Genomic DNA, 21553 nt, shown 5'->3' on the forward strand with positions numbered 1-21553 from the left:
ACGTCGAGATGCCGCAATAGTGGCGCGCGGCGGGTCGGCGCGGATCGCCCCCGGAGATCCTGCGCCTGCCGCGACGATCGTGATCTTCGGTGGCGCGGGTGATCTCGCGCGCCGCCTGCTCGCGCCCGCGCTGGTCAATCTTACGCGCGATCGCCTGGTGGGCGACGATCTCGACGTCCTCGTCGTCAGCCATGGCGAGAGCAGCGATGAGGCGGTGCGCGAGCGGCTTGCCGAGCATCTCGACGGCGACGACGCGGACGCCGCCAAAGCGTGGAAGACGCTATCGGCGCGCATCCGCTATTTCCAGGCTGACTTCGGCGATGCCGCCGCGTTCGGGCGGCTGGCGGAGACGTTGCCGAAGGACGGCAACATCGTCTTCTACCTGGCCTGTGCCCCGCAATTCTTTTCGCCCGTCGCCGAGAACCTCGCGGGCGCGAAGCTGCTGGCCGAGGACGGCTTCTTCCGCCGGCTGGTAATCGAGAAGCCGTTCGGCCACGATCTGGAGAGCGCCCGCGCGCTGAACGCGCTGCTGCTCGGGCACATGGACGAGGCGCAGATCTACCGGATCGATCATTTCCTCGGCAAGGAGACGGTGCAGAACATCATGACGACGCGCTTCGGCAACGCCTTCTTCGAGGCGGTGTGGAACGCGCGCTACGTCGATCACGTCCAGATCACCGCCGCCGAGACGGTGGACGTGGGCACGCGCGGCAAGTTCTACGACGCCACCGGCGCGCTGCGCGACATGGTGCCCAACCACCTCTTCCAGCTCCTCGCCATGATCGGGATGGAACCGCCCAACAGCTTCGACGAGGAGGCGGTGAGGAACGAGAAGGCCAAGCTGCTCGACGCGGTGCGCGTGCCGACGCGCGCCGAGGCGAAGCGCGACGCGGTGCGCGGCCGCTACGCCAAGGGCGAGGCCGGCGACGCGGTGGTGAAGGATTACGCCGGCAGCGCCGATGTCGCGAAGGACAGCCGCACCGAAACCTACATCGCGTTGAAGCTGCTCGTCGACACTTGGCGCTGGGCGGGCGTGCCCTTCTACCTGCGCACCGGCAAGGCGCTGGCGGCGCGCGACACCGAGATCGTGATCCGCTTCAAGCCGATCCCGCTCGTGCTCTTCCGCGACGCGCCGGTGGAGAAGATCCCGCCCAACCAGCTCGTCATCCAGATCCAGCCCGACGAGGGCATCGCGCTGGATTTCGTCGCCAAGGCGCCCGGCCCGGTGGTGGACACAGCGCCCGTGCGGATGGACTTCCGCTACGCCGACAATTTCGAACTCGGCCACCGCACCGGCTACGAGACGCTGCTCTACGACGTGCTGATTGGCGACCAGTCGCTGTTCCAGCGCGCTGACACGGTGGAGCGCGGCTGGGCGATCGTGCAGCCGATCCTCGATCTCTGGGCCAAGGGCGGCGAGCCCGAGGACTATCCCGCCGGCAGCCAGGGCCCGGCCGGGGCCGACGCGCTGATGGAGCGCGACGGCCGCCAGTGGCACGCGGTGGGCTGATGGACACGCCCATCCGCCTGCTCGTCAGCGACATCGACGGCACGCTCGTGCGCGCCGACAAAAGCCTCGCCTCAGCCACGATCGCGGCGGCGAAGCGTCTCATCGCGGCGGGCGGCCGCATGACGCTGATCAGCGCGCGCCCGCCGTCCGGCATCCTGCCGCTGGCGCGAGAGCTGGGGCTGACGAGCGAGGTAGGCGCGTTCAACGGCGGCACCGTGGTGGCGCTCGACGGCACCATCCGGGTGGCGCACCGCCTCGACGCCGCGATCAGCCGCGCGGCGGTGACTAAAATCGAGCAAGCGGGCACCACCTGCTGGGCTTTTGCCGACAACAGGTGGTTCTCGTCCGACGGCACCAACCCGCACACCGCGAGCGAGCGCAAGGCCTCGATGCAGGAGCCGGTGCTCGGTACCGATTTTGCGGCCCTCCACGGCCGCATCGACAAGATCGTCGCCGTCACCGACGACCGCGCGGAGATGAAGCGCCTCACCGACCGCCTCAAGGCCGCGCTCGGCGACGGCGCCAACGTCTCCAACAGCCAGACCTATTACTGCGACGTCACCCACCCGCTCGCCAACAAGGGCGACGGCATCGCCACGCTGGCGGACGCGATCGGCGTGCCGCTTGCTGAGACGGCCTCGATCGGCGACATGCCCAACGACCTGCCGATGCTCGCGCGGGCGGCGCTGCCGATAGCGATGGGCCAGGCGCCCGACGAGGTGAAGGCGGCAGCCAAGGAGGTGTCCACCAGCAACGAGGAGGACGGCGTGGCGAACGCGATCGACCGCTTCGTGCTGCCCCGGCTGGCGGAGGATTAAGCCGGGGGCGGAGCGGCTTTCAGCGACACCGGCGCGGGTAAGCGCCTAGAAGCGGAAGCTGCCCAACCAGAGGTCGGCGCGGCCCGGGTCGCAACACAGATCCAGTGGCGTGGGGAACAGCTCGTCGCTGTCCTGAACCTCGTAGAGGCTTCGGTTGACGAAGCTGACTTCGAGCACGCCTGGAACCACGACGTTACCGGCCAGCCCCCAGCCGCCATACACGTTTCCGTGCACGTGGATCGGTGCATAGAATTTGGAGAGTTTCCTAAGACCCCGGAAGATCTTCTGCCGCACGTCCAGTCTGTCCATGAAGTTGAACTGGTGAAGCTCGCAGGTGATCTGCGCGAAGCGTCGGATCAGATCGAGCGGAGTCGCCTCCAACACAGGCCATTCCCAATTCTCTATGTCCATCTTCAGGATCATGTTGGGCCGGGGAGCGCCGCGGTCGTGCTCGCGTATCAACGAAGCGAGCGACCTTGCGCTCAAGCCATCCTCTGGAGCGATCATCTGCTTGTTGAAGTGCATCCGCGCATCGCCTGACGCGGGATCATCCACGGTATGATCGAATTGGTGGACGATCATACCCCTGTCGGCGATCGCCTTGTCCCACTCGATATTGTCGTTGATGCCGAAGCTTAGCGCGGTATCGATGCCGCTGAAATCGTCCAGCATGACGTAAGCGCCGTCATGCCCCGCGCCTATCCGGGCCTTGCCGAAACCGACGACTTTCTGAGGCTGGAGAAGCCGCAGAATACTCCGTATCATCTCGCCTAATTCGGCTTCGTCTGCGGCCTGTAGGCGGTTGAGTTCCTGGAAATTGGGTCCGAGCATGAACATGCCTTTCGGGTAACCCGCACGATCATGGCTGTCCAGCGGCCGGCGCGTCCCTTCCTCACCGCCCAATCGCCTCGCGCTGGCGCTTCGCCTCCTCGCGCTCCCACTTGCGGTTGGCCTCGTCCTCGCGGGCGTGCTGCTTGGCCTCGCGCTTCTTCTGCTTGCGCATCTTGCGACCGTAATTGCGGTCGGCCTCGTCGCGGCTGGTGGTCGTCCAGTCCACCATTTGGCTTCCGGCGCGCACCGGCAGCGTGGCGACGTTGAAGGCGGTGCGCGCGACGCAGCCCGAGAGAACCATCAAGAGCAGGACGAGGATGAACGGACGCATGCAGCCCCTCCTAAGCCGGCCGGTCTGAACCGACGATGCGTTTCATAGGTTAGGACCGCGGCCGGATTGCGGCAGCGAGGATCAGCATGACCGAGATCGTGGCCGTCGACATCGGCGGCACCAATGCGCGCTTCACCATCGCCACCGTCAACGACGACGGCACGATCGATCTCGGCGAGGTTGTGACGCTGCCGACGCACGAGCATGCCAGCCTGCGGTCGGCATGGGAGGCGTTCGCGACGCGCGCCGGCCGGCCGTTGCCGCGCGCCGCCGGCATCTCCTTCGCGGGCCCGGTCGAAAGCCAAGTTCTGAAGCTCACCAATAGCCCGTGGATGCTGCGGCAGGACGCGCTGGACGGCGAACTCGGGCTCGACGCCCACGTCATCGTCAACGATTTCGCTGCGGTCGCCTATGCGGTGTCGCGGCTGCGCCCCGAAGATCTTCGGCACATTTGCGGTCCGGACGAATCGCTGCCCGCGGACGGCCTGATCAGCATCCTCGGTCCGGGAACCGGCCTCGGCGTAGCGCAGCTGCTACGCGTTGACGGAGCCGTCCACGTGATCGCAACCGAGGGCGGCCACGTCGACTGGGCACCGCTCGATCCGCTGGAAGACCGCATTCTCGCCCGGCTGCGCGAGAAGTTCCGGCGAGTGTCGGTGGAGCGCTTGGTATCGGGGCCCGGCCTCGCCAACATCCACGAGGCACTGGCTGCGATCGAAGGCCGCGCGCTCGTACCGATAGAGGACACGGCGCTGTGGAGGCTCGCGCTTACCAACGAGGACGTGCTCGCGGCCGCGGCGCTCGATCGTTTCTGCCTGACGCTCGGCGCGGTGGCCGGCGATCTCGCGCTCGCGCACGGTGCGGTCGCTACCGTGATCGGCGGCGGTGTGGGGCTGCGCGTGGCGGACGCGCTGCCGAGCTCCGGCTTTCCCGGTCGTTACGTCGCCAAGGGGCGATTCGAGCGGCACATGACGGGATTGCCCGTCCGGCTCATCACCCATCCGCAACCCGGCCTGCTCGGCGCTGCCACCGCGTTCGCAGAACTTCAGGCGGACCGCGCCCGCGCTTGAACAGGGCGAGTCCGACCGCCAAGGACGGGTGATGCACCAGACCACAGTTGCGCAGCGGCTCGCCCCACGGGTGGAGCCGCCCGGCCCGCATCAGGGTATCGGCTTTCGCGAGTTCGTAGGGCTGGTTGCCGCGCTGATGGCGACCAACGCCTTGGCGATCGACACAATGCTACCGGCGCTGCCCAACATCGCTTCATCGCTCGGCGTTCACGAAGAGGCGAGCCGCGGCTGGATCATCACCGCCTTCATCATGGGTTTCGGCGCGGCGCAGATCATGTATGGGCCGCTTGCGGACCGGATCGGACGGCGGCCGGTGCTGATCGGCGGGCTTGCCTGCTACGTGCTGTTCGGCGCGGGCGCGGCCTGCGCGACCAGCTTTGGCATGTTGCTTGCCTTCCGCGTGGCGCAGGGTTTCGCGGTGGCGGCAACGCGGGTGGTTACAATCTCGGTCGTGCGGGATTGCTACAGCGGTCGGCAGATGGCACGCGTCACCTCACTCGCCTACATGGTGTTCCTGGCGGTGCCGGTGCTCGCCCCGTCCATCGGCCAGTTCATGCTCGCCTTCATGCCCTGGCGCGGCCTGTTCCTGGGCCTCGCCGCCTATGGCGCGCTCGTCCTTACCTGGTTGCTGCTGCGCTTGCCCGAGACGTTGCACCCGGACTACCGACGCCCTATCGACCCGCGGACGATAAGGCGGGCCATCGCGGTGACGGTCGCGGACCGGCAGTCTCGCGGCTACGCAATCGCGCAGGCGATGGTGAACGGTGCGCTGCTTGGGTTCATCAACTCGCTACAGCCGATCTTCGCCGACATCTTTCGCGTGCCGCACCTGATGCCGACGGTATTCGCGGGTACGGCGGGCATGATGATGCTCGCATCGCTCCTCAACGCCCGCGTCGTGGAGCGACTTGGGTCGCGCCGTATGTCGCACGGCGCGATCCTCGGCTTCCTGGTGGTGGAGCTCGTCCATCTCGGCATCGTGCTTTCGGATAGCGAGACGATCGCCAGCTTCGCCATCTGCCAAGGCGCGGCGATGTTCTGCTTCGGGTTGAGCTTTGGCAATTTCGGCGCGCTCGCGATGGAGCCGCTGGCGGCTGTCGCCGGCACGGCCGCCTCAACGCAGGGCTGCTTCGTAACCGTGCTCGGCGGCCTGTTCGGCTACACCATCGGCGCCGCCTTCGACCGAACGACGCTGCCGATGACGCTGGGCTTCGTCATCGCGGGGGTGCTGGCGCTCGCGGCCATCCTCGTCACCGAGCGTGGGCGACTGTTTCGTCCGCAGCATGCTGATCCCGGTTTGCCGATGCGGTGAGGATCGAACTATCGGGCTGATACGCAGCAGACGTTGTGGGAACTTCGCCCGCCCGAAATCTGCGGGTGGTCGACGTAGCGCGGCGGTGCGAGGCAGGCGTCGATGCGAGCAGAAGGCTATCGCCGCTCGCGCAGAAGCGGAGCAATATCGGCAAGGTCGTTCCTGATCGTCGTCGCGGCGACCGCCGCCTCGCCCATGGCGTGGCTGATCTGGTCAAGCCCCTTGGTGACGTCCCCGGCGGCGTAGAGCCCCGGAACCGTCGTGCGCTGATGCTCGTCGATGACGAGGCACCCCTCCTCGGTCGCCCGCGCGCCGAGCGCCACCGCGATTTCGGATCGGATCAGCGAGCCGAGCGCCGGGTAGACGCTGTCGAAGGTCAGCGCGCCGCCGGGTACGGGAACCTCGATCCTGTCGCCGCGCCTCGTCAGCGAGCCGCAGGGTCCGTCGTGCGTCACGATCCCGAGCTCCTCCAGCCGGGAGCGCTCGGCGTCCGTCAGGTCGAGCGCGTCCTCGGGCGCGACAAGCGTCACGTCCGCGGTGAACATGCGCAGGAACACGGCTTCCTTATAGCCGTGCGTGCGCGCTCCAATCACGCCTACACGCTTGTCCGTTACCTCATAGCCGTCGCAGATCGGACAATAGCGGAGGAGACCGCGTGCTAGCGCGGCATCATGTTCAGCCGCATCCATCCTCGGTTGATGGTTGACGACACCGGTGGCGAGCAGAACCGTCCGCGCGCCGATCATGCCGTCGGCGACACGCGCGCGGAAACCGTCCTCATCCCGCTCCAGCCGTTCCACGATGCCCTGGTGGACGCGGACGCCGAACTCCGCCGCCTGCTCCCGCATGAGGTCGAGCAGCGCCGCGCCCGCGATCCCACCGGGATAGCCGGCATGGTTGCGCGTCCGCGGGATGAGCGCCGCGCGACTCTCGCGGGCGTCGACGACCTCGATGTCGAGGTGGAAGCGGGCGAGGTAGATGGCTGCGGTCAAGCCGGCCGGGCCGGCACCGATCACGAGGCAGTCGAGCATCCAATTCCCCGGAGGTCAGTCCCATTGAGGCGCGAACAATAGCCTGACAGGTGTGCGGCTATCGTCAGAACCTGATTACGCCGAACGCCATCAGCAAGACCATGGTGGCGATCGCCGACAGCAGCAAAGATCCCGCGCAGCCCAGCTTCGTCGAGAAAAGCAGGAACATCGCTAGTCCCCCGCGCGGTCGAGGCAGTCGAGCACCGCCTCCGGTGAAACATCCTCTTTGATCTCGCCCAGCTCCTCGTCGGATACCACGTCAATGCCCATCTGCTTAGCCATCGCGTCCACAAGGGCCACGAGGCGCGTCAGCTCGTGCTCCGCCAGCAGGTTGATCTGAAGATCGAGATCGGACTGCTTCGCCGCTGCACCCATCATCCGGTTCTGACTGATGAGGACGAAGGTCGACAAGAAGATGGCTTCGACGCTCGCCTCCATGGCGAGCACGACGAAGCTAGGGTCGAATGGCCTCACGCCCGGGACCACCCCCAGGTTCGCCGCAAACCAGAGGCCGTAGGCGACCGCGTGGATTGCTACGAAGGTCATGCTGCCGGCGAAGCGGGTGACGCGATCCGAGATCTTCTCGGACACGCTGGCCTCGGCCTCTTGACGCGCTCTCCGCTTCTGCATTCGCGACATGTTGCGAACCAGGACCGAAGCGAGTCCCGGTGGCGTCGGAGCGGGATGCGTGACGCTGTCGGCCATGCCGTGATCTCCGCTTGTGGAGGCTCGTCATGCGCCCGCGCGCGCCTGCTGGCCAGCCCGCTGAGGTATGCAGCAGGATGCTTCTTGGTTGAGAAAGGCCTCGTTCCCGGTTCGATCGAGCGAGAGCCGAGCATCGCCTCGCGCGCCCGACGAGGCGGCCCGCGCAACCATGTCCGGCTCGGGAGGTGGGCGCACGATACGGCGCCGCATATCTGCCGCCCCTTCGAAACAGACAGACGGCGGCCGAACTCACCCCAGGCTTCGACGGCACCTCATATCCGTCGCGCCGCCGGTGGCTTCCGCGCTCCGCGATCGAAAGCGCGCGAGGCGCGGACTTCACTGGGCTCGCGTCCAGACCACAGGCTTTGGTCATTAGGACTGCGGATGCCCCCCGGCGCGACGCCTCACCGTCGACGAGCGTCCGCACCCCGTCCTTTTCGCGCCTTCGCCGGCGCCGTGGACGCTGAGCGGCGCGGCTCGTCATCCTCGCCAAGAGGCTCGGCGCGGGCGCCGTCGACGACAGGGTTGCCAAAAGTGGAGAGCGTCGGGTCAGCGTGCCGAGGCGAGCACCGTCTCAAGTACCGAGGGGTGCAGCGTCGCGGCGAAGCGGCAGCCCGCCGACAGGCCTTCCGACCACACCACCTCAGCCATCAGCGGCTCGAGGTGGCCGATCTTGAGCCACACCACGCTACCCTGCGGCAGCCGCTCCTGTGCGTCGATGCGAAAGCCCGAGCGCGACAGGTCGCGCACGGTGCCGGCCACGCGGCTGCTGCCGGAACGCCGAACGCCTCCCGGCAGCACGGTATCGTAACGCTCGGCGGCGCGCTGCTCCTCGACGGCCTCGATCTGGAGCTCTGCCTGCATCGCGAACGCGGTCATCGTGGCGATCCCCTCTAGCCAGCGCGGAGGGTCTGCGCCCGCTTAGGTTAACATCCGGTAAAAGCCGCCGGCTTGTCGCCGCGCCGCACCATGCCTAGGCTCTCCCTTCACGCAGCCGAGGAGTGACGTGTGCGGTTCGAGGGTACGGGCAACTACGTCGCCACCGATGATCTCAAGGTCGCGGTCAATGCCGCAGTGGCGCTGCGCCGTCCGCTGCTGGTGAAGGGCGAGCCCGGCACCGGCAAGACCGTGCTCGCGCACGAGATCGCCGAGGCTGCCAAAGCGCCGCTGATCGAGTGGCACGTCAAGTCCACCACCAAGGCGCATCAAGGCCTCTACGAATATGACGCGGTCGCCCGTCTCCGCGACGGCCAACTCGGCGACGAGCGCGTTCACGACATCGCCAACTACATCCGGCGCGGAAAATTGTGGGAGGCGTTCACCGCGCCCGAGCTGCCCGTCCTGCTCATCGACGAGATCGACAAGGCCGACATCGAGTTCCCCAACGACCTCCTCCAGGAGCTCGATCGCATGAGCTTCGACGTCTACGAGACGGGCGAGCGTATCGCCGCGCGCGAGCGCCCGATCGTGGTGATCACCTCGAACAACGAGAAGGAACTGCCCGACGCGTTCCTGCGCCGCTGCTTCTTCCACTATATCCGCTTTCCCGATCGCGAGACGATGCGGGCGATCGTCGACGTGCACTTCCCCGCTATCGAGAAGCGGCTCGTCTCCCGCGCGCTCGACATCTTCTACGAGGTGCGCGACGTGCCTGGCCTCAAGAAGAAGCCGTCGACGAGCGAACTGATCGACTGGCTGAAGCTCCTCCTCCACGAGGACATGCCAATGGAGGTGCTGGCCGAGAAGGACATCCGCAAGGCGATCCCGCCGCTTCATGGCGCGCTGCTCAAGAACGAGGCCGACGTCATGCTGTTCGAGCGCCTCGCCTTCCTGGCCCGGCGGCAAGGAGCCTAGCGGCTGGGCCGGCCCTGCTGCGACCGGCCGCCGGCTTGCGTGAACTCTGATCATACCGGTTCGTCGATCGAGCGCGGCGGTTCGCTGAACCAGCGCGGACCGTCTACCGTCACGTGAAAGCAGTCCTCCAGTCGGACGCCGAACTCGCCCGGAACGTAGAGGCCGGGTTCGTCGGAGAAGCACATTCCGGCCGCCAGCGGCATGGCCTCGCCGTGGACGAGGTTGACCGGCTCGTGGCCATCCAGGCCGATGCCGTGGCCGGTGCGATGCGAGAGGCCGGGCAGGCGATAGCGCGGGCCATAGCCCAGGCCCTCGTAGAAGCGCCGCACCGCATCGTCGATGCTGCCGGCCGCCGCTCCCACCCGCGCGGCGGCGAACGCGATCTGCTGGCCGCGTGCGACCTGGTTCCACACCGCGCGCTGGCGGGCGGAGGCGCCGCCGGGCACGAAGCTGCGCGAGACGTCGGACTGGTAACCCTCGACGGTGCAGCCGCAGTCCATCAGCACCATCTCGCCGGCGCGCACGACCTGCGGAGCGGACGAGCCGTGCGGATCGGCGGAGGCCTCGCCCGTCAGCACGAGCGAGAACTCCGGCTCGCCGCCGAGCGCCCGCGTCGCGCCGTCCATCATCGCCGAGACCTCGGCTGGAGTCAGGCCCGGCGTGACACGCGGCACGACGTGGCGATAGGCCGCGATGGTGACGTCGGTGGCACGCTGCATCAGGGCGATCTCGGACGTCGATTTGACCATGCGGCAGGCTCGCACGATCGCGGCGCCCGAGACGGTCGGCGCGTCCGGTAACGCGGCGCGCAGCCCGTCGACGACGAAGAAGCGCGTCGTCTCCTCGACCGCGATCGGGCCGGCGGCCGCACCGGCCTGGCGCAGTACCGCAGCGACGAGGCGCAGCGGATCCTCGTCCTCCTGCCAGGTGTCGACGCGCGCGCGGATGCCGAGTGACTGACGGACGGACGGCGCCTCGAAGAAGGGCGTGACGATCACCGGGTCGCCGCGTGCCGGCAAGATCGCGGCGGTGACGCGCTCGCTCCTGTGCCAGCGCACGCCGGTGAAATAGACGAGCGAGGCTCCCGGTTCGATCAGCAGCGCGGCGACGCCCGCACGCGCCATCAGGTCGCGCAGCTTGGCGAGCCTCGCGAGTCGCTCGCCGGTGGTGATCGGCGCGGGCGGCGGGCCGGGCAGCGACGCCGGCGCAGCCGAACCGGAGCCCCACGCAGATCCTCGCGAGGCGCCGAGCGTGACGATCGCCGCAGCGGTCTTCAGTAGGGCGCGTCGGGAGCTGCCGAGCGCTCCTCCGGACGCCAAGACCGGATCAGGCGTAGGCGTAGGGGCCGCCGCGCGCGAGCGCCGCCTGATAGGCGGGCCTCTGGTGGAGACGATCGAGCCAGGCGTTAAGCCGGGGGTAGCGCTTATCGAGCCCGGCGCGCGCGCGGGCCGCCTCGAGAGGGAAGCTCATCATCACGTCCGCCGCGGTGAAGTCCGGCCCCGCGAACCAGGGCCGCTTGGCCAGCTCGCCTTCTAGGAAACGCAGATGCTGCGCGAACATGGCGAGCAGCGGCTTCCTCGCCGGCCGGCCGAACAGGCCGAGCCGTCCGACGACGAGCAGCGCCAGCAGCGGCGGCATCAGCGACCCTTCCGCATAGTGGAGATATTGCCGCCACAGCAGCGTATCGCTCAAATCCTGCGGAGGCCCGAGCCGGCCGCCAGCATAGTTGCACAGGTATTCGACGATCGCGCCCGTCTCGATCAGCACCGCGTCGTCGATTTCAACGGTCGGCGACTTGCCGAGCGGGTGGACCTTACGAAGTGCGGGAGGCGCCAGCATCGTCTTCTTGTCGCGCTCGTAGCGCACGACCGAATAGGGCAGCCCGAGTTCCTCCAGCAGCCACAGCACACGCTGCGATCGGCTGTTCTCGAGATGGTGGACGGTGATCATGAACGGCTCCTCCCCGCCCCCGAACGCGCGGGGGCGGAGGGGGTGCCATGCCGAGCGGGGGAACGCGAAGTTGACGAAGTTGACACCACGCCACCCCTCGCATCCGGTCTCCGCAACGCTCAGCCCTCGTCGCCTTCCGGGTCCGCGCCCGCCATCATCGCCTCGCCCAGCCCCTCGGTCTGCTGACGGATGGCACGCTCCAGCTTGGCGGCGACGTCGGGATGCTCGCGCAGGTAGGTCTTGGAGTTCTCGCGCCCCTGCCCGATCCGGATCGAGTCGTAGGAGAACCACGCGCCCGATTTCTCGACCAGCCCGGCCTTGACGCCAAGATCGAGGATCTCGCCGATCTTGGACACGCCCTCGCCGTACATGATGTCGAACTCGACCTGCTTGAAGGGCGGCGCGACCTTGTTCTTGACGACCTTCACGCGCGTCGCGTTGCCGATGATCTCGTCGCGATCCTTGATCTGGCCGGTGCGGCGGATGTCGAGGCGGACGGAGGCGTAGAACTTGAGCGCGTTGCCGCCCGTCGTCGTCTCCGGGTTGCCGTACATCACGCCGATCTTCATGCGCAGCTGGTTGATGAAGATCACCATGCAGCGCGAGCGGCTGATCGAGCCGGTGAGCTTGCGCAGCGACTGCGACATCAGCCGCGCCTGCAGGCCGACATGGCTGTCGCCCATCTCGCCCTCGATCTCGGCACGGGGCACCAGCGCCGCGACCGAGTCGACCACCAGCACGTCGATCGCGTTGGAGCGGACCAGCGTGTCCACGATCTCCAGCGCCTGCTCGCCGGTATCGGGCTGGCTGACGATCAGCTCGTCGATGTTGACGCCCAGCTTCTTGGCATAGACCGGATCGAGCGCATGCTCGGCGTCGACGAAGGCGGCGGTGCCGCCATTCTTCTGCGCCTCGGCGATGGTGTGCAGCGCCAGCGTGGTCTTGCCCGAGCTTTCCGGGCCATAAATCTCGATCACGCGACCGCGCGGCAGGCCGCCGACGCCGAGCGCGATGTCGAGGCCCAGCGATCCCGTCGAGATCGCCTCGACCTGCATCGCCTCCTTCTGGCCGAGCTTCATCGCCGAGCCCTTGCCGAACGCGCGATCGATCTGCGCGAGCGCCGCGTCGAGCGCCTTCTGCCTGTCCGACACCGCCAGCTTGTCGATCATGTCGCCGCCCGCCCCGATCACCTTGAGAGATGCCGCCATCGCTTCCGCCTCCTCGTAGAGCGTAGCCGCGCGGGTGTCGATGCGCGGCGCCGAGAGGAGTTATGTACCATCCTTGTTCCCAAGGAACAAGAGTAGAACGGCGATTACCCGATGACGCCGACCACACGCTCCACGTCGGCGAGCGTATAAGGCTTGTTGAGCGTCGGCGCGCCGGCATGGCGGGCAGGCGGCGCCTCGGTATGACCGCCCGTCGCCAGCACGAAGGCGATACCGCGATCGGCCAGCGCGTCGGCGACGGGCCAGCACGGCTCCCCGCCGCGAAGGTGGACGTCGAGGATGGCGAGGTCGATCTCGCCCTCCTCCGCGATCCGCGCGAGCGCGTCGGCGGCGCTCTCGGCAACCCCGACGACGCGATGGCCCATGCCGTCGATGAAATCCTCGAGCATCATCGCGATCAGGCTTTCGTCCTCGACGACGAGAACGGAACGGGGGCTTGTCATGCCTGCGTGCCTAGCCGGGCAGACCGTTTGGCGACAAGAACATTCGGAACGGGCACGAGCCGCGCCGACGTTACGCCAGCCTTGTACCGCCCGTGCGATCGACAGGACGGCGCGCCGCCATGCCACCGGTCCGACGGCGGGCGCCCGCGCTCGACGGCGAGCTCGTGTCGGCGGACGGCGCCGTCAGCGGAGGCCTGGACCGGCATATGGTCCCTATGGTCGGGAGTCCGATGCGCCGCCGAGTTCGGCCAGCCGATCGTTGAGCTTCTCGATCAGCCGAGTAAGCTCCTCGCACTCGGCGACGGTAAGCGTGCCGAACACGCGCTCGATATGCTCGCGGCGGACACGGTCGGCACCCTCGGCGGCCGCCAATCCGGCAGGCGTCAGCGAGATGCGCTTCGCGCGCCGGTCGAGCGGATCGGGATCCCGGCGAACGAGACCGTCGCGCTCCAGCCCGTCTACCGCCTCGGTGACGGTACGTGGCGCGTAGCTGAACATCGCGGCAAGATCGGCCGAGCGCAACGGTCCCTCTCGCATGATTTGGAGGAGCAGCCGCGCCCGCGCGAAGGAGGCACCCTGCTCCGACATCGAACGGTCGATCACGCGATGCGAACGCCGATAGAAGTCCGCCAGCATCAGGGCTGCGAGTTCCGACTGGCCGGCTTCACTTACCTGAGGTTCCACAATAAGAGGGATTGCCAGATTTGGCGCACGCGGGCAAGTGCGGCAATCCACGCTGACGCGGTACTAGGGCGACGATGGCCGATCACGTCTCGAACGATGTCCAGCAGGCGGCGCCGGCGCAGCGGCGGCTGGATCCGCGCGTCGGGCGCCTGTTGCTCGTCGCGCTGGTGGCGGTGCTGGTTGCGCTCGGCCTCTGGTTCTTTCGTTACGAGACGCGCGGCAGGTACCGCATGTCGACCAACGACGCCTATCTGCGCGCCGACGCGGTGACGGTGAGCCCGCGGGTCTCCGGCTATGTCGAGCAGGTCTATGTCGCGGACAACCAGGATGTGCGCGCCGGCCAGCCACTCGCCCGCGTCGATCCGCGCGACTATCGCGCGCAAACCGCGCAGTTCCGCGCGCAGGTAAACGTCGCCGGCGCTACCGCCGAGAACGTCCGCGCCGGTCTCGCCGAGCAGCTGGCCGCGATCGATCAGGCGCGGGCCGAACTCGCCTCCGCCGACGCCGACGCACGCTACGCGGCCGACGAGGTGACGCGCTACACGCCCCTCGTGGAGACCGGCGCGGAGCCGCGCGAGAAGCTCTCGTCGCTGCGCAACCAGTCGGCGCGCGCCGCCGCCGCTGCCGCCGCGGCGCGCGCCGCTCTGGAGGGCGCCGAGCGCCGTGTCGCCTCGCTCCGCGCGCAGGTCCGTCAGGCGCAGGCGCAGGGCGAGGCGGCGCAGGCGCAACTCCAATCCGCCGACGTCAATCTCGGATCGACGATCGTTCGCGCCTCGATCGACGGGCGGATCGGCGACAAGACGGTGCGGGTCGGCCAGTTCGTCACGGTGGGCACGCGGCTGATGTCGGTGGTGCCGGTGCAGCAGCTCTACATCGTCGCCAACTACAAGGAGACACAGATCGGACTGATGCGGCCAGGACAGCCGGTGGAGATAGATGTCGACGCGATGCCGGGCGTCGAACTGCACGGCCATGTCGAGAGCGTGTCGCCCGGCACCGCCGCGCAATTCTCGCTGCTGCCGCCGCAGAACGCGACGGGTAACTTTACCAAGATCGTCCAGCGAGTGCCGGTGCGGATCGCCATCGATTCGCCCGCCGACGTGCGCCGGCTGCTGGTTCCCGGCCTGTCGGTGACGACGATCGTCGACACCGTCTCGGCGAGACACGAACCCGATCGCATCCAGCACCGCGATGACGCGGCGCGAGCCGCAGCACACGCGCGATGAGTGCCGCCACCCTCCCGATGGTGCCTACCTATCCGCGCGCCGACGCGGCGGCGTGGCTGGCGGTAGCGGCGGGCGCGCTCGGCGCCATGATGGCTACGCTCGACATCTCGATCGTCAACTCCGCGCTTCCCACCATCCAGGGGGAGATCGGCGCCAGCGGAACCGAGGGCACGTGGATCTCCACCGCCTACCTGGTGGCGGAGATCATCACCATCCCGCTGTCGGGTTGGCTGGAGAAGGTTCTGGGGCTGCGCACGCTGCTGCTCGCCGCCGCGCTGCTGTTCACCGGCTTCTCCATGCTGTGCGGCGCGTCGCACTCGTTACCGATGATGATCGCCGGCCGCGCCGGCCAGGGCTTCTCGGGCGGCACGCTGATCCCGACCGCCATGACGATCATCGCGACGCGTCTGCCGCCGCCGCAACAGCCGATCGGCAACACGCTGTTCGGCGGCACCGTGATCCTCGGACCCGTCGTCGGACCGGTGCTCGGCGGCTGGCTGACAGAGAATGCGAGCTGGCACTACGCCTTCTTCATCAACCTGCCGGTCGGCGCCGCGCTCGTCATGCTGCTCACGGTCGGGCTGCCGCACCAGCGGCTGCGCACGGACTTGCTGCGGCAGGCCGATTGGCTGGGAATAGCCGGCCTGGCGCTCGGTCTCGGCGGCCTGACGGTGGTGCTGGAGGAGGGCGAGCGCGAGGAGTGGTTCGCCTCGTCCGAAATCCGGATTCTCGCGATCGTCTCGGTGATCGGCTTTGCGTTGCTGGCGCTGGGCCAGCTGCGATCCGAGAAGCCCGTGATCCGGCTGGCGCTGCTGCGCGATCGCCAGTTCGGCGCAATCGCCGCGCTGGTGACGGTGGCGGGCATGGTGATCTACGGCACCGCCTACGTCATCCCCCAGTTCCTCGTCTCGATCGCCGGCTACAACGCGCTGCAGGCAGGCGAGGTGGTGCTGTTCTCCGCGATCCCCACTTTGGCGATGATGCCGTTCACGCCCCGGCTGGTTCGGCTGCTCGACATCCGCCTCGCGGTCGGCCTCGGCATGGCGCTGATGGCCTTCTCGGCTTGGCACGAAACCGATATCTCGTCACAGACGGCGGGCAGCACCTTCGCGTTTTCGCAAGTCCTGCGCGGCTTCGGCACGATGTTCGCGATGGCTTGGATGAACCAGGCGTCGATCCGCTCGGTGGCGCCCGAGCTCGCCGGCGACGCCTCCGGCCTCTACAACACCGCGCGCAACCTCGGCGGCAGCCTTGCGCTCGCCGGCATCGCGGTGGTGCAGGACCAACGCATCTGGCTGCATAGCCGCCGCATAGAGGAAAGTTTGTCCGCCAATTCACCGCAAGTGCAAACCTACATGGCAGACCGGGCGCAGGCGCTGGGCGGGATGGACAATGCCTATCGCTCGCTCAGCGGCACCATCCAGACCGAGGCGCTCGTGATGACCTATGTCGACCTGTTCTGGATTCTCACGATGATCGTGATCGTGCTGATGCCGCTGGTGCTGCTGCTGCGGCCGCTGCCAAAAGGCGGCAGGATGGTGATGGCGCATTGAGGACGGCGGTCCTCCTCGCGTCCGCGCTCGCCGGCTGCACGGTCGGTCCGCGCTATGCCGGTCCTCCCGCCGGCGCGGGCACGAGCTTCGTGCGGGCCGGCGATCTGGCGGCGACGTCGCCTGCTCTCGCCGAGTGGTGGACGGTGCTCGGCGACGCGCGGCTCGATGCGCTGGAAGCGGAAGCCCTTGCCCGCAGCCCGGACGTCGCAGTCGCGGCGGCGCGGATTGCGCAGGCGCGCGCGGCGCTCGGGCAGACGCGAGCAAGCAACTTGCCGGGGATCAAGGCCTCCGCCCTGTACGCGCACGCGCACATTCCGGGTGTGAGCTTCGGCCGGCCGGTGACGACCGAACCGTCCGCGACGGCTGGAGACAGCGACGCCGACGACGATCTCGACCTCTTCAATCTCGGCTTCAACGCGAGCTGGGAGGTGGACCTGTTCGGCGGCCGGCGCCACGCCGTCGAGGCCGCGCGCGCCACCGAAGAGGAAATGGAGGCGAGCCGCTCCGACGCGCAGGTGAGCCTCACCGCCGCCGTCGCCAACGCCTATCTCGGCTTGCGCGACCATCAGCGCCAACTCGCGCTCGCCACGCGCTCGATAGCGATGCAGGAAGAGAGGCTGGCACTCACGAGTCAACGCTACGCAGGCGGCACCGCCTCGCGCCTCGACGTCGAGCGGCTGAGCCAACAGCTCGATCGCACGCGGGCGGACGCGGCGCCGGTTGCGGCCGCGATCGACGGCGATCTCGACCAGCTCGCGACGCTCGCCGGCGCCGAGCCGGGCACGCTTGACGCGGACCTGCGCGCAGACGCGCCGATCCCGCTGCCACCCGCGCAGGTGGCGGTGGGCGACCCCGCCGCGCTCATCCGCCGCCGTCCCGACGTCCGAGCCGCCGAGCGCGCACTCGCCGCCGACACCGCCAGGATAGGACAGGCGCGGGCCGCACGCTTCCCGCAGCTCTCGCTCATGGGCATCTTTGGGATTGGCGGCTCGCATCCGAGCGACCTCACCCACCTCGACGATTTCACCGCGCTCGCCGCGCCGCAGCTTTCGTGGAGCTTCCTCGACTTTGGACGCACCGCCGCGCGGGTCCACCAGGCCGAGGGCGCGCGCGACGAAACCGAGGCAAGGTACCGCAAGGCCGTATTGGGCGCGCTGCGCGACGCCGAGGATTCACTCTCCCGCTTTCGGGCGCAACGGGTCGCGGTAGCGACCCTGGCGCGCGCCAGGGCGTCCGCCGATGCCGTCGCCGACCTGTCCAACCAGCGTTATCGTGCGGGCACGACGACGCTGATTGACCTGCTCGACGCGCAGCGCCAGCAGATCGCCGCCGAGCAGAGCCTCGCCGATGCGGAAGCCGGGCTGACCCGCGACTTCGTGGCCATACACAAGGCGCTCGGCCTGGGATGGCGGAACGAGTCGGCAACCCCTAAACCTGCCTTGGCAGCGGCGGGAGCGCGCGACCCTCAGCCTAGCAGGAGATAGACGGTCCCGCCGATCAGCGCGGAGACGCCGCTCGCCAGCGCGAGCAGCCACCCGTCCAGATCGCACAGGGATGAGCTATAAGACTCCATTGCATCCTCTCTCGATCCGCACCGCTCTTCGGCGGTTGCGATGAAGAAGCTATCATAGTGGCGGGGACGATCAAGCGCTTCGACAGCGTCCGTGTCGGCGCGGGAAAATGCCTCAGACCAGCCGCGACTGGCGGAGCGCGGCCTCGACGAAGCTCGCGAACAGCGGGTGCGGATCGAAGGGCTTGGACTTGAGCTCGGGGTGGAATTGGACGCCGACGAACCAGGGATGGTCGGGCCGCTCGACGATCTCGGGAAGCTCGCCGTCGGGCGACATGCCGGAGAATAGCAGGCCGCCCTTCTCCAGCGGCTCGCGATAGTGCGCGTTGACCTCGTAGCGATGGCGGTGGCGTTCCGAAATGTCGGTGGCGCCATAGATGCCCGCCACCTGGCTGTTTCCCGCGAGCTTCGCGTCGTAGGCGCCGAGCCGCATCGTGCCGCCGAGATCGCCCCCCGCCGCGCGCGTCTGCAGCCCTTCGTCCGACATCCACTCGGTAATGAGGCCGACGACGGGCTCGTCGGTCTCGCCGAACTCGGTGGTGGAGGCGGTGGCGATCCCGGCGGTGTTCCGCGCGCCCTCGATGCACGCCATCTGCATGCCGAGGCAGATGCCGAAATAGGGCACGCGGCGCTCGCGCGCGAAGCGGACGGCGGCGATCTTGCCCTCGCTCCCGCGCTCGCCGAAGCCGCCGGGGACGAGGATGGCGTGGCACGGCTCCAGCGCGGGCGCCACGTCCGCCGCCTCGAACAGCTCCGCATCCAGCCAGCGGATGTTGACCTTGGCACGGTTGGCGATGCCGCCGTGGACCAGCGCCTCGTGAAGCGATTTGTACGCGTCCTTGAGGCCGGTATATTTGCCGACGACGCCGATCGTCACCTCCCCCTCCGGGTTGGCGAGGCGATCCTCGATGTCGGCCCAGCGGCGCATGTCGGGCGCGCTGGCGCCGGGATCGATGGCGAAGGCGCGCAGCACCTCGGCGTCCAGCCCCTCGGCATGATATTGCGCGGGCACGCCGTAGATCGATTTGGCGTCGAGCGCGGGGATCACGGCTTCCGGGCGCACGTTGCAGAACAGCGCGATCTTGGCGCGCTCGCTCGCCGGCAGCGGCTGCTCGCAGCGGCACACCAGCACGTCGGGCTGGATGCCGAGCGCGGTGAGATCGCGCACCGAGTGCTGCGTCGGCTTGGTCTTCAGCTCGCCGGCCGCCGCGATGTACGGCACCAGCGTCAGGTGGACGAAGCAGGTGGCGTCGCGGCCGAGATCGTTCCGAAGCTGGCGGATCGCCTCCATGAAGGGCAGCGATTCGATATCGCCCACCGTGCCGCCGATCTCGCACAGCACGAAGTCGAGATCGTCCGTCTCGGCGCGGGCGAACGCCTTGATGGCGTCCGTCACGTGCGGGATCACCTGCACCGTCGCGCCGAGATAGTCGCCGCGCCGCTCGCGCGCGATGATCTGGCTGTAGATGCGGCCCGACGTGACGTTGTCGGACTGACGCGAGGGCACGCCGGTGAAGCGCTCGTAGTGGCCGAGATCGAGGTCGGTCTCGGCGCCGTCGTCGGTGACGTAGACCTCGCCGTGCTGGTACGGGCTCATCGTACCGGGATCGACGTTCAGATAAGGGATCGAACTTGCGAATGCGGACGCGATAGCCGCGCGCCTGGAGCAGCGCGGCGAGCGATGCCGCCATCAGGCCCTTGCCGAGCGAGGAGACCACGCCGCCGGTGATGAAGATGAACCGGGTCATGGGAGTTGGGCCTTAGGCGACGAGCCGCCAGCCGCGCAATGGGGCGACTCCGCTCAAGCCGGATGTGCGGTGATTAGCCGACGGCTCGGCCGCCGTGACCCGAAGTCGGGCTACTGCCCGTTGCCTGCCGCGGGCGGCGGCGGGGCGACCGAGACGACCGGCGGCGCCGCGTCGGGCTTGGCGGGCGCGGGCGCCGGTGTCGCGGCGGCCGGTGTCTTTCGCGGTGCGCGGGGCGCCGCCGTTGCTCACGCCGTTGATGCCGACGGTGGGCGCGGGCTCCGTCCTCGCGATCGGGCGGCCGGTGTTGCGCTCGATCGAGCCGGTGGTCGGCTCCGCCGCGCGGCGCTCCGCCTGCGCCTCGGGCGCGGGGCGCGTCGGCGGGCCGCCTGCCGCCGGCGCCAGCGCCTGCGCGGTCAGCGGATCGGGCGCGGCCGGGCTCGGCGCGCCCATCATCGGGATGCCCGACACGGGCGAGGTCGGCTGCGGCGCGGTGATCGGCCCGGCGGGCGCGTGGCCCGCGAGGCTGGTGTCGATCGATCCCGAGTTGCGCGTCGCCGCCATCGCGGCGAGCAGGAACGCCATCAGCACGAACAGCGTGGCGAGGATGCCGGTGGCGCGCGTCAGGAAGTCGGCGGCGCCGCGCGCGGTCATCAGCCCGGACGGACCGCTGCCCATGCCGAGCCCGCCGCCCTCGGATCGCTGCATCAGGATCACCGCGACGAGGGCGGCCGCGATCAGCGCGTGGACGACGAGGAGGAAGGTGAACATGGGCGGGGCCCTTAGCCGAGCGCCCCGCCGCGTTCAATCGCCGCGCCGCCCCACGCCGTTCAGCCCTGCGCGGCGGCGGCCTCGACGATCGGCACGAACGCCGCCGCCGTGAGGCTGGCGCCGCCGACCAGCGCGCCGTCCACGTCCGCCACCGCCAGCAGCTCCGCCGCGTTGCCGGCGTTCACCGATCCGCCGTAGAGGATGCGGACCTGCGCGCCCGCCGCGTCGCCCAGGATCGCGCGCAGGTCGCGCCGGATGGCTGCGTGGATCGCGGCGACGTCGTCGCACGACGCGGTGCGGCCGGTGCCGATCGCCCACACCGGCTCGTAGGCGACGACCAACCGCTCCGCACCGTCCGTCGGCAGCGAGCCCCTGAGCTGGCGCGCGACCACCGCCTCCGCCTCGCCGGCGTCGCGCTCGGCCTCGGTCTCGCCGACGCAGACGATCGCGGTCAGCCCCGCCGCGATTGCCGCCTCGGCTTTGCGGCGCACCTCCTCGTCGGTTTCGTGCGCGTATTGGCGGCGTTCGGAATGGCCGACGATCACCAACCTCGCGCCCGCCTCGACGAGCATCGCGCAGGACGTCCAGCCGGTGTACGCGCCTTTCTCGGCCCAGTGGCAATCCTGCCCGCCGATCGCGACCGGCGTGCCCTCGACCTTTCGGACGGCGGGTTCGATCAGCGTGAAGGGCGGGCAGATCGCGACGTCGACGCCGTTCGCACGCTCGGCGGCGGCGGCGATGGCGTCGACCTCGGCGAGCGCCGCCCGCGAGCCGTTCATCTTCCAATTGCCGGCGATCAGCGGCTTGGGCATGCGGATGGTCCCCCTCGTTGGCCCCGGTGCCGTAGCGGGGCGCCCGCCCCCGCGCCAGCGCCGAGACACGCTTGCTTGTCCCGCGCAGCGACGCCCCGTAAGGCCGGCCGA

Annotated in this window: 20 protein-coding genes and 1 pseudogene; 8 read left to right on the forward strand and 13 right to left on the reverse strand. The window is 68.8% G+C overall.

Features of this window, described 5'->3' with window-relative positions; translation table 11 throughout:
- Window positions 1–19: 19 nt before the first annotated feature.
- Window positions 20–1510 carry a glucose-6-phosphate dehydrogenase gene (gene zwf / locus ACOFKX_RS01830; RefSeq protein ID WP_419825393.1) on the forward strand — a complete coding sequence of 497 codons (1491 nt, stop codon included), beginning with the start codon at window positions 20–22 and terminating at the stop codon, window positions 1508–1510.
- Window positions 1510–2328 carry a Cof-type HAD-IIB family hydrolase gene (locus tag ACOFKX_RS01835; RefSeq protein ID WP_419825394.1) on the forward strand — a complete coding sequence of 273 codons (819 nt, stop codon included), beginning with the start codon at window positions 1510–1512 and terminating at the stop codon, window positions 2326–2328. The genes zwf and ACOFKX_RS01835 overlap by 1 nt, the downstream gene beginning before the upstream one ends.
- Before the next feature lie 45 nt (window positions 2329–2373).
- Here ACOFKX_RS01835 and ACOFKX_RS01840 read toward each other — a convergent pair whose 3' ends face one another.
- Together ACOFKX_RS01840 and ACOFKX_RS01845 are read right to left on the reverse strand one after the other, a co-directional pair.
- Window positions 2374–3231: an FkbM family methyltransferase gene (locus ACOFKX_RS01840; protein WP_419825395.1), complete on the reverse strand. Its 858-nt coding sequence runs from the start codon at window positions 3229–3231 to the stop codon at window positions 2374–2376.
- Window positions 3221–3490, reverse strand: a complete 270-nt coding sequence (locus tag ACOFKX_RS01845; protein WP_419825396.1) for a hypothetical protein — start codon at window positions 3488–3490, stop codon at window positions 3221–3223. The genes ACOFKX_RS01840 and ACOFKX_RS01845 overlap by 11 nt, the downstream gene beginning before the upstream one ends.
- Window positions 3491–3576: 86 nt before the next feature.
- On the opposite strand from ACOFKX_RS01845, the gene ACOFKX_RS01850 reads away from it, so the two are divergent.
- Together ACOFKX_RS01850 and ACOFKX_RS01855 are read left to right on the forward strand one after the other, a co-directional pair.
- Complete coding sequence (locus tag ACOFKX_RS01850; protein WP_419825397.1) at window positions 3577–4560, forward strand: ROK family protein; 984 nt, start codon at window positions 3577–3579, stop codon at window positions 4558–4560.
- A 31-nt stretch (window positions 4561–4591) separates the two neighbouring features.
- Window positions 4592–5872, forward strand: a complete 1281-nt coding sequence (locus ACOFKX_RS01855) for a multidrug effflux MFS transporter (protein WP_419825398.1) — start codon at window positions 4592–4594, stop codon at window positions 5870–5872.
- Between the two features lie 116 nt (window positions 5873–5988).
- On the opposite strand, the gene ACOFKX_RS01860 is transcribed toward ACOFKX_RS01855, so the two are convergent.
- From ACOFKX_RS01860 to ACOFKX_RS01870, 3 genes are all read right to left on the reverse strand, one after another.
- Window positions 5989–6903, reverse strand: a complete 915-nt coding sequence (locus ACOFKX_RS01860) for an NAD(P)/FAD-dependent oxidoreductase (RefSeq protein WP_419825399.1) — start codon at window positions 6901–6903, stop codon at window positions 5989–5991.
- A 171-nt stretch (window positions 6904–7074) separates the two neighbouring features.
- On the reverse strand, window positions 7075–7608 hold the full coding sequence (locus tag ACOFKX_RS01865) for a DUF1003 domain-containing protein (RefSeq protein WP_419825400.1): 534 nt from the start codon (window positions 7606–7608) through the stop codon (window positions 7075–7077).
- 549 nt (window positions 7609–8157) lie between these two features.
- Window positions 8158–8487 (reverse strand): PilZ domain-containing protein, encoded by a 330-nt coding sequence (locus ACOFKX_RS01870; protein ID WP_419825401.1) that lies wholly within the window; start codon window positions 8485–8487, stop codon window positions 8158–8160.
- A gap of 129 nt (window positions 8488–8616) precedes the next feature.
- Between ACOFKX_RS01870 and ACOFKX_RS01875 the strand changes: the two genes are divergently transcribed.
- The gene (locus tag ACOFKX_RS01875; protein ID WP_419825402.1) at window positions 8617–9462 is read left to right on the forward strand and encodes an AAA family ATPase; all 846 of its coding nucleotides are present in this window, start codon (window positions 8617–8619) and stop codon (window positions 9460–9462) included.
- Window positions 9463–9512: 50 nt separating this feature from the next.
- Here the strand turns inward: ACOFKX_RS01875 and ACOFKX_RS01880 are convergent, their stop codons facing one another.
- The 5 genes from ACOFKX_RS01880 to ACOFKX_RS01900 form a co-directional block, all read right to left on the reverse strand.
- Window positions 9513–10781: a M24 family metallopeptidase gene (locus tag ACOFKX_RS01880; protein ID WP_419825403.1), complete on the reverse strand. Its 1269-nt coding sequence runs from the start codon at window positions 10779–10781 to the stop codon at window positions 9513–9515.
- Window positions 10782–10788: 7 nt separating this feature from the next.
- On the reverse strand, window positions 10789–11412 hold the full coding sequence (locus ACOFKX_RS01885; protein WP_419825404.1) for a glutathione S-transferase family protein: 624 nt from the start codon (window positions 11410–11412) through the stop codon (window positions 10789–10791).
- Window positions 11413–11531: 119 nt separating this feature from the next.
- Complete coding sequence (recA, locus tag ACOFKX_RS01890) at window positions 11532–12620, reverse strand: recombinase RecA (RefSeq protein ID WP_419825406.1); 1089 nt, start codon at window positions 12618–12620, stop codon at window positions 11532–11534.
- Window positions 12621–12724: 104 nt separating this feature from the next.
- Complete coding sequence (locus ACOFKX_RS01895) at window positions 12725–13081, reverse strand: response regulator (protein ID WP_419825407.1); 357 nt, start codon at window positions 13079–13081, stop codon at window positions 12725–12727.
- Window positions 13082–13294: 213 nt separating this feature from the next.
- Window positions 13295–13717, reverse strand: a complete 423-nt coding sequence (locus ACOFKX_RS01900; RefSeq protein WP_419825408.1) for a MarR family winged helix-turn-helix transcriptional regulator — start codon at window positions 13715–13717, stop codon at window positions 13295–13297.
- A gap of 122 nt (window positions 13718–13839) precedes the next feature.
- Between ACOFKX_RS01900 and ACOFKX_RS01905 the strand changes: the two genes are divergently transcribed.
- From ACOFKX_RS01905 to ACOFKX_RS01915, 3 genes are read left to right on the forward strand one after another with little or no spacing between them, the layout of a single operon-like run.
- The gene (locus ACOFKX_RS01905) at window positions 13840–14991 is read left to right on the forward strand and encodes an HlyD family secretion protein (RefSeq protein ID WP_419825409.1); all 1152 of its coding nucleotides are present in this window, start codon (window positions 13840–13842) and stop codon (window positions 14989–14991) included.
- Window positions 14988–16544, forward strand: coding sequence for an MDR family MFS transporter (locus ACOFKX_RS01910; RefSeq protein ID WP_419825410.1), 1557 nt, complete (start codon window positions 14988–14990; stop codon window positions 16542–16544). Before ACOFKX_RS01905 ends, ACOFKX_RS01910 begins: the two co-directional genes overlap by 4 nt.
- Window positions 16541–18028 carry an efflux transporter outer membrane subunit gene (locus ACOFKX_RS01915; protein ID WP_419825411.1) on the forward strand — a complete coding sequence of 496 codons (1488 nt, stop codon included), beginning with the start codon at window positions 16541–16543 and terminating at the stop codon, window positions 18026–18028. The genes ACOFKX_RS01910 and ACOFKX_RS01915 overlap by 4 nt, the downstream gene beginning before the upstream one ends.
- Window positions 18029–18229: 201 nt before the next feature.
- Here ACOFKX_RS01915 and ACOFKX_RS01920 read toward each other — a convergent pair.
- The 3 genes and pseudogenes from ACOFKX_RS01920 to tpiA all read right to left on the reverse strand — a co-directional run bounded on the left by ACOFKX_RS01920 (window position 18230) and on the right by tpiA (window position 21442).
- Window positions 18230–19862, reverse strand: a pseudogene (locus tag ACOFKX_RS01920) (CTP synthase).
- 12 nt (window positions 19863–19874) lie between these two features.
- Window positions 19875–20630 carry a preprotein translocase subunit SecG gene (gene secG, locus ACOFKX_RS01925; protein WP_419825412.1) on the reverse strand — a complete coding sequence of 252 codons (756 nt, stop codon included), beginning with the start codon at window positions 20628–20630 and terminating at the stop codon, window positions 19875–19877.
- Window positions 20631–20689: 59 nt separating this feature from the next.
- Window positions 20690–21442, reverse strand: a complete 753-nt coding sequence (gene tpiA, locus ACOFKX_RS01930) for a triose-phosphate isomerase (protein ID WP_419825413.1) — start codon at window positions 21440–21442, stop codon at window positions 20690–20692.
- Window positions 21443–21553: the final 111 nt, after the last annotated feature.

Origin of the sequence: Sphingomonas sp. (genome assembly GCF_965200105.1) — a bacterium.
In the GTDB taxonomy this organism is placed as follows: Bacteria; Pseudomonadota; Alphaproteobacteria; order Sphingomonadales; family Sphingomonadaceae; genus Solisphingomonas.